This is a genomic window from Thermoleptolyngbya sp. M55_K2018_002, from assembly GCF_015295965.1.
Classification (GTDB): domain Bacteria; phylum Cyanobacteriota; class Cyanobacteriia; order Elainellales; family Elainellaceae; genus Thermoleptolyngbya; species Thermoleptolyngbya sichuanensis.
In genome coordinates this window covers 1-8081 of record NZ_DVEA01000146.1, presented here as the reverse complement: position 1 = coordinate 8081, position 8081 = coordinate 1, and the positions used below count along the sequence as shown (strand labels likewise).

The following is an 8081-nucleotide window of genomic DNA, read 5'->3' as shown; positions in this document are numbered from 1 at the left end:
GTTGATTTCGGCGGGGCTGAGGTTAGCCTGCTGGGCGATCGCCACCAGCCGTGCGGTGAGGGCCGCCTGGGCCAGCATTTGGTCGCCCATCATCGTGTCTACATCGGCGGGAACCTGGTTGGCAAATCGCGACATCCGCGCCAAAAACTCCGCAATCAGTAACCCATTGGACTCCGTTTGCGCCAGGATCGACTGGCGAGTCCCCCAGGACAAAACGCCTGTTGTAACTGCGACCGTTGCCGCCAGCAGCGAGGTCACCATTAGCAAAATGCGGAGTTGGAGCTTCATAGCGCACTCGACAAATGAAGGAGAACAGCGTCGCGAATCTGATTGAGAAAATCGCCCGAAGACCTGGTATCAGGCTGGTCATGCTGAAGAAACTGCTCTAGCCGACCATTCAGCCGGGATTGGTCGGCCGGGCTGAGGTCGCGGGTGAGCAGGCTGATCACCGGGGGAACGCGCCCGCCCATTGTTCGCAGCGGGTAAACATGCTGAAACCCCTCTTTGGCCAGCACCAGCAAGTCCACCAGCAGCACGTTGGGCAGCAGCGCATCCACGGCTGAGGACGATTTTGGACTGGGGTGGGGCAGGGTGTCTTGGGGGCGATCGCCCTCGGTGACGCGCCAACCCGCCTGCTCTAGCACCTGTCGCAGGATGGAGCGCGTGGCCCGGTCTTGATGCACCAGCAGCGCTCGATTGCCAGTTTTGGACGGTGGCACTTGGTAGGCTTGCAGCAGCGCCGTCAGCCGGGAAAAGTCTGCGGGTCGGGTAAACTGATCGGCAATGCCCAGCACCAGACCCTTCGGTGCATGGAGGCTGATGGGGAGATCCACCGGGGGCGTGGCGGTCAGCATGACGGGAACGTCGGCCAGCAGCGGATTGGCCTTGAGGGTCGCCAGCACAGCCCAACTATCTAGCGCAGGCATTAGCACATCCAGCACAATTAGCTTAGGCTGTAGCTCCTGTGCTAGCCGCAGCCCCTCCTGTCCACACCAGGCGGTAACCACGCGATAGCCTTCCTGGTTCAGGCTTTGCACCATCCAATCGCGGATGCCCCGATCGTCGTCGATGATTAGCACTAGCGGGCGATCGCACGTCGAGGCTTCTTGGGGCTGATAAACAGGGGGCAAGGGGGAGGGGCGATCGCTACTGACCAGAGGCAGCCGCAGCGTAAACGTAGACCCATGCTCTGGCTCACTCTCCACAGAGATCGTGCCGCCCAGCATCTCGCAATAGCGATAGCTAATCGACAATCCCAGCCCCGTCCCGCCATAGCGCCGGGTAGAGGACTCGTCGCCCTGAGCAAACGGCTGAAAAATCTTCTCGCGCTGCAATGGAGCAATCCCAATCCCCGTATCGCTCACCCGAAACTCTACAAACGCTCCGCCGGGGACAGGGAACGCTGCCTCTGCCGCAAATTTCTCTCCGTCCTCCCAGCCTGCTGCCTCCAGCCCCTTCACCGCCACCGTCAGCGTAATGGAACCCTGTTCTGTGAACTTGGCGGCATTGCTCAGCAGGTTGACCAAAATCTGCCGCACCTTCGACAGGTCACTGTACATCGTGCCCAGATGATCGGGACACTGCACTTGCAGTGTGTTGCCATGCTCCAGAACCAGCGGACGCACCGTGTTCACCACTTCTTGCAGCAGTGGGTTCAGCACCACTGTCTCCAAATCCAGCGACACTGTGCCCGCCTCCAGCGCGGAAATATCAAGGATATCGTTGATGATGCCCAGCAGGTGTTGCCCAGAGGTACGGATTTTCCGCAAATCAGGAATCAGATGGGTGATTCCTTCAGCCTGCAAATCTTCCTGCACAATTTCGCTGTAGCCGATGATGGCGTTCAGCGGCGTTCGCAGTTCGTGGCTCATGTTGGCTAGAAACACGCTCTTGGCGCGGTTGGCGGCTTCGGCCGACTCTTTTTCTGCCTTGAGCTGCCGCAGGTAAGATTGCTCTTGGTCGCGGAGCCACTTGCGCTCCAGGCAGGCTCCCGTCCTCGCTTGCAGCAGCACTGCGTTCAGCGGTTTGAGCAGATAATCTTCGGCTCCCAGTTCGATGCAGCGCACCACGCTATCCAAGTCATCGGCGGCAGAAATCATAATCACCGGAATGCTCTGAAGCGCCGGGTCCGCCTTCATCTTTTCCAGGGTTTGCACGCCGCTGAGTCCGGGCATGATGATATCCAGCAGCACCAGATCAAACGGCTGGCTTTGCAGCAGTTCCAGCCCTTCCTGCCCGCTTTCTACGGTTGTCACTGAGGCCACCCGATCGCTGAGGCGACGAGCCACCAGTAGGCGCGTTACTGCTTCATCATCAATGACCAGTACCGATCCCCAGCCCAACTTCATAGGGAAACCTCCCGAACTCTGGTGGGACAGTGGCGAATGCAGGTTAACACCAGATCATGGACTTCATGCAGCAGTTCGTCGCGGCTGTAGGTTCCCTTTTGCAAGATTTGCTCTACATAGCCATTTAGCCGCAGATGGTCGGCCGGGGTGAGGTCGAGCGCGGTGACGACGACGATTGGGAGCGATCGCCATTCGGGGTTCTCCCGCACCGCGCTGATGAACTGAAAGCCATCCATCTCTGGCATCATCAGGTCGAGCAAGACCAGATCGGGGCGCTGTTGTTGGAGAACCTGTAACCCTACGCACCCGTTCTCGGCCTCGGCGACTTGCCAGTGTTCCCGCTCTAGCATCCGGCGAAACATCTGGCGGATGTCGGCCTCGTCTTCGACGACCAGCACTCGACAAGTTGCCAGGGCATCTGCCGAGCAATCCGGCTGGAATTTTTGCAGCAGGTGGGTGAGCCGCTGATAATCAATGGGCTTGGTGAGATAATCCGCTGCACCCAGGGCAAAGCCCCGATTTTTGTCGTCTACGATGGTCATCACCACAACGGGAATTTCTGCCAAGTCGGGATCGGCTTTGAAGGCCGACAGCACGCTCCAGCCGTTTGTGTCGGGCATCAGCACGTCTAGCGTGATGGCATCGGGGCGGATCTGGCGGGCAAGCTGCAAGCCCTCTGCGCCGTTGGCGGCTGTTTCCACCCGAAAGCCTTCTTTGGTGAGATAGCGCTGCACTAGGTCGCGCACGGCGGGGTCGTCGTCGATCACTAGCACGGTTTTGCGATCGCCCGAATTGGGGTGGGCGGAGTCACACGGCGGGCGATCTTGCTCCGCAACGCTGCCGCGATCGCCCTTCTGAGGAGTCTCCTGATCCGTGTCAGCAGCAGGGGTCAGAGCGGGCAGCGCTTCAATCTGCTTGGGATCGACCACCCGCATCGGCAGCCAGATGGTAAACGTACTGCCCTTGCCCACCTCGCTCGACACCGTGATATCGCCGCCCATCATCTGGCAAAAGCGGCGGCTGATAGCCAGCCCCAGCCCCGTGCCGCCATATTTCCGCGTAGTCGAAGCGTCCGCCTGGGTAAAGGCCTGAAACACCTTGGCCATCTGCTCGACCGTCATGCCGATGCCCGTGTCGGAGACTTGAAACAGGATGAAGGTGGCCGGTGCAAGGCTGAGGGGCGCATCGGGATTTGCGGACGAGAGGCTGGTGACTTCGCGCTTTTCGACGGCGAGGGTGACGGTGCCGTTTTCGGTGAATTTGGCGGCGTTGCTGAGCAGGTTAAACAACGACTGGCGCACCTTGGTCAGGTCGGCGTGCATCGTGCCCAGGTCGTCGGGGCACTGAATCGAGAAGGTGTTGCCGTTTTTGGCCATCAGCGGCTCGATGGTTGCCTGCACCTCCAGCAAGAGAAGATCTGGCTCGAAGGTTTCCAGGTATAGCTCCATGCGTCCTGCTTCGATCTTGGAGATGTCGAGGATGTCGTTGATCAGCGCTAGCAGGTGTTGTCCCGCGCCGCGAATTTTTTCCAAATCGGGCACAATGTCGCCATAGCCAAAGTCGTGGGCATCTTCTTGCAGCATTTCGCTATAGCCGATGATGGCATTCAGCGGAGTGCGTAGCTCGTGGCTCATGTTGGCAAGGAACTGGCTCTTGGCGCGGTTGGCCTCTTCGGCGGCTTCTTTGCCCCTGCGGAGGGCTTCTTCCGCCGCTTTGCGATCGCTAATATCCCGCTGCACCGAGATCCAGTGGGTGTATTCGCCGCCTTTGTCGGCAATGGGAACCATTTCGATTGCCACCCAAAATTCGGAGCCGTCCTTGCGATAGTTGATTAGCTCTAGCTGAATCGATTTCCACTGCGCCAGGTCGGCCCGCGCCCGCGCTACCGCTTCCTGGTCAGTGTCCGGCCCCTGGAACATGGCAGGATTTTTGCCGATGACCTCTTCGGGCACGTAGCCCGTCATGTTAGTAAAGGCTTCATTAACATAGACAATTTTGAGGTTGGCCGGGTCGCCCACCTCCATAATCATCACTGCGTCGTTGGTGTTGACGACGACCGACTCCAGCAGGCGCAGGCGCTCCTCGGTCTGCTTGCGCTCGGTGATGTCAAACATCACCCCGTCCAGGCAGAGCAGCTTGCCATTTTCATAGATTCCCTGTCCTTTTTCGGAGACCCAGCGCGTGCTGCCGTCTTTGTGCTGGATGGGATATTCCAGCATGTAGGGCTGCTGTTGGGCGATCGCCTCCTCCACCGTCTGGGCAATGATCAGTTGATACTCCGGTGGAGTAATGTCATTCATGCTCAGCCGTCGATTGCCGATGAACTCCTCTGGCTCATAGCCCGTCAAGTTGCGAATCGGGTCGCTAATGTATTCCATCGTCCAGTGTTCATCGCAGGCGCAGCGATAGACCACGCCCGGAATATTGTTCACCAGGGAGCTAAAGCGGGCTTCTCGTTCGCGCAGGGCCGCATCGGCCTGGTAGCGAGCGGTAATATCCTGCACGATACACACCAGCCCGCCATCGTCTAGCGCCGTGAGAAATACCTCCTGGGGAAAGGTGCTGCCATCTTTGCGGGTGCCGATTGCTTCGCCGCGCCACTGGCCGGTCTGGGCAAACTCCGGCATGATCTCCTGCTGAAATCTGGCTAACTCCTTAGATCGATAGAGCATAGTCCAGGATTGACCGATGAGTTCCGCTGGGTCGTCATAGCCATAGATGGTGGCGTGGGCGCTGTTGAGGTAGAGAAATTCGCCTGCTGCGTTGAGGATACCCACGCCCGTAGCGGATGCCTCGATTGCTGCCAGTTGTCGCTTCAGGGTTTCTTCAGCCTGCTTGCGCTGGGTGATGTCTTCGACTGTGCCTTCGTAATACAGCAGGTTGTCTTGGTCATCTCGAACGGCGATCGCATTTTCGGCAATCCAGATAATCTCTCCATCCTGGCGATAAACCTGGGACTCAAAATCCTCCACTGCGCCGTGGGCTGCCATCTGGTCGATAAAATCCTGCCGCCGAGTGGGGTCTACGTATAGCTGATGCTCGATGTCTTGCAGCGACTCCATTAGCGCCTCGACAGACTCGTAGCCATAGATTTTCGCCAGGGCAGGGTTGGCGCTGAGATAGCGGCCGTCGGCTGTGGTCTGGAAGATGCCCGTGACCGCGTTTTCAAAGATGCTGCGGTATTTCTCTTCGGCGGCCCGCAGGCGGCGTTCGCTCTCGGCTAGAGCCAGTTCCGACCGCTTGCGCTCGGTGATGTCCATCGTCACGCCGACTAGCCGCGTGGGGTTGCCCTCGGCATCGCGCAGCACCCGACCACGGCTGGCGATCCAGCGCAGACTACCGTCCCGCAAAAGGACGCGATATTCTGGCGCGTAGTCTGCCCCGTCATGGAGCGATCGCGCTTGGGCCTCGTTCACCCTGTCGCGGTCTTCAGGATGGATAAATTCAAAGAAGTCGGCATAGGTTCGGGTAAACTGTCCGGCTTCTAAGCCAAAAATGCGCTCTGCTTCTTCTGACCAGTTTTCTTCCCCCGTGAGGACGTTCCAATCCCACGCGCCCATCTTGGCTGCACTCAGCGCCATTCGTTGCAGTTCCTCGCTCTGGCGTAGCGCCTCCTCCGACAGGCGGATTTTGATAAATTGCCCAACCTGGCTGCCAATGGTCGTCATCACCTTCAGCAGATCGGCATCGGGCTTTTGCGCGTCGCGGCTGAGAAACGACATCACCCCCAGCACCTCATCCCCGTTCAGAATAGGGAATCCTAAACAGCCGCGTAGCCCTAAGGCTTGCAGGGTGGCCCTGCGGACAAACCGCTCGTCGTCGGTAATGTCGGCAAGCCAGAGGGGTTCTCGGCTGGCGGCGACCTGCCCCAGCATTCCTTCACCTTCACCAAAGGGGCGCTGCCATTGCTCCGAGTCTAGTTGGGTTGCGTCTAGCGCTGGGCAGTGCCAGCCTGCCACATAGACCAGCGTTTGGGTTTGGGGGTCGAGGCGGCGTAGTTCGCCTACATCCCACCGAAAGCTGCTGCAAATCGTCTGGAGGATTTGGGGCGCGGATTCTTCCAGGGTGGTGGCTTCTGACAGGGTGCGGGTGAGGGCGTGCTGGGCAGCAAGGCGGGTCTGCGATCGCCGCTGGCTGACCAAATTGCGGGCAAGCGAGATAAACACATAGAACACCGTCGCCAGCACCAGCAGCGCAAACGCTTCAACGGTGTAAATCTTGCGGGCAAATCCCTGAATTCGCCGCTCCAGCAGGCGATCGAGCTGGGCGGAGGTGTCTTGCCAAAAGGCATGGCTGGCGGCAAGCATTTCAGTCGCGGCAGCCTCATACGCCACGGGATCATACGCCGTGGGCTGCACCTGCACGGTTTTGGACTGGGCAATGGCCTGCCTCAGCGCTGCCAGAAACCGATCGGTCTGTTGGGTTAGCGTCTGCATCGGCGCTTCCAGGGGAATTTGCAGCGCAGGGTTATTGTGGATGGCCGTGTTCAGGCTGGTGCGGCTGTCTTGCACGATCTCCTGGAGCCGACCCATCAGCACGAGCAGGCGGCCCTTTTCCTCCGACGAGAGCGATCGCCGCTGCACAACCAACTCCCCAAGCTGCTGCACTTGCGCCATCAGGTCTTGAGCGCTGGGCAGCTTGAGCAGAGCCAGATCCATCAGGTAATAGCTATCCAAATCTGGATCAAGAATCAGCTTAGAAACGTCGCCTACCTGGGAGATCAGCCCGCGCACCTGAGCGATCAGATCGGTGTACCGAGTTTGCACCTCGTCGGGAGGGAGGGGCGTGCCCGTCGCGTCTACCCCGGCCCGAAGCGCGTCCCAGCTTTGCACCAATGCTCTATAGCGCTCTGGGGTCTGGAGGCGCTGCCCAAACTGCTGTTCAACCGCTTGCAGTTGTGCCAGATCCAGGTCGATCTGGTTCTGAAACGCTTCCTGTGACTGGGTTAACGCCTCCAAGGACGAATCTTGGGCTGCCTGCTGGGCCAGTCGTCGTCCCTGAGGCAAGTCCAGCATCAACTGCTCTAGGGGTCGCAGGTAGGCGTTGCCAAAAATTTCATATTGAGCAAAGTTAATTTGCTGGTTGACTTCCGCCACCAGTTGGTAGACCACCATTGCAAACGGCAGGATAAAAATTAGCAGCAGCGCCACTAAGTTAATCCGCTCGGTGGTGCGGTTTTGCCCAAGGTTCTCCATATCCACCCTCTTTGGTGTGTGCTGGGGTCAGGTGCGAAAGGTGAGAGGCTGAGTTGAGACTAAAAGCCAGACTGCATTCAGTCAGTCATTCATTCAGGATTGCCGAACTTGTCAGACTTTGCTAGACACGCTCTATGTCTACACACGCTCTATGGCGCGAACAATCTCATCCTCTGCAAGGGCTGGTGTGAGCCTTTGAGGATGCTGAAATGAGGATGCCCAAACGTTTAAAAACTGAACGTTTTGCGGTTTGGCTTGGAGTTCGATGCTAAATTCGGTTTAACCCAATGGTTCTCTTTTGGCTCTCTTTACTAATTCCCTGATTCGCTCCAAAAATCGAGATTCGGTCTGCGATTGATTTGGTTGGATTTCGTCTGGCTTTGATGGTCAGGGGTAGACGCTGGGATAAAGCTGTGCCTGAAGGTCGGGCGATCGCCCTTAGTAGGTTCCTATTTCCCAAAAGCCTTCATTTCGTAACAGCAGTGCCGTAAAGTCGCTTTTTCCAGTAAAAATGCGGTGAATGCGGTAGATGAAGTTC

The 8081-nt window shown here is 58.3% G+C and carries 2 protein-coding genes and 1 pseudogene; all 3 read right to left on the bottom strand.

Annotation, left to right across the window (positions count from 1 at the left end; translation table 11 throughout):
* Positions 1-288: pseudogene (locus tag IGS51_RS07100) on the bottom strand (hypothetical protein); the annotation flags it as partial.
* The gene (locus IGS51_RS07095; RefSeq protein WP_297077528.1) at positions 285-2348 is read right to left on the bottom strand and encodes a response regulator; all 2064 of its coding nucleotides are present in this window, start codon (positions 2346-2348) and stop codon (positions 285-287) included. The pseudogene IGS51_RS07100 and the gene IGS51_RS07095, both read right to left, overlap by 4 nt.
* Positions 2345-7543: a PAS domain S-box protein gene (locus tag IGS51_RS07090; RefSeq protein ID WP_297077526.1), complete on the bottom strand. Its 5199-nt coding sequence runs from the start codon at positions 7541-7543 to the stop codon at positions 2345-2347. Before IGS51_RS07090 ends, IGS51_RS07095 begins: the two co-directional genes overlap by 4 nt.
* Positions 7544-8081: the final 538 nt, after the last annotated feature.

Bases quoted from the DNA above. Each gene is read 5' to 3' on its own strand.
- IGS51_RS07095 (WP_297077528.1), bottom strand. From the start codon at position 2,348: ATGAAGTTGGGCTGGGGATCGGTACTGGTCATTGATGATGAAGCAGTA.
- IGS51_RS07090 (WP_297077526.1), bottom strand. From the start codon at position 7,543: ATGGAGAACCTTGGGCAAAACCGCACCACCGAGCGGATTAACTTAGTG.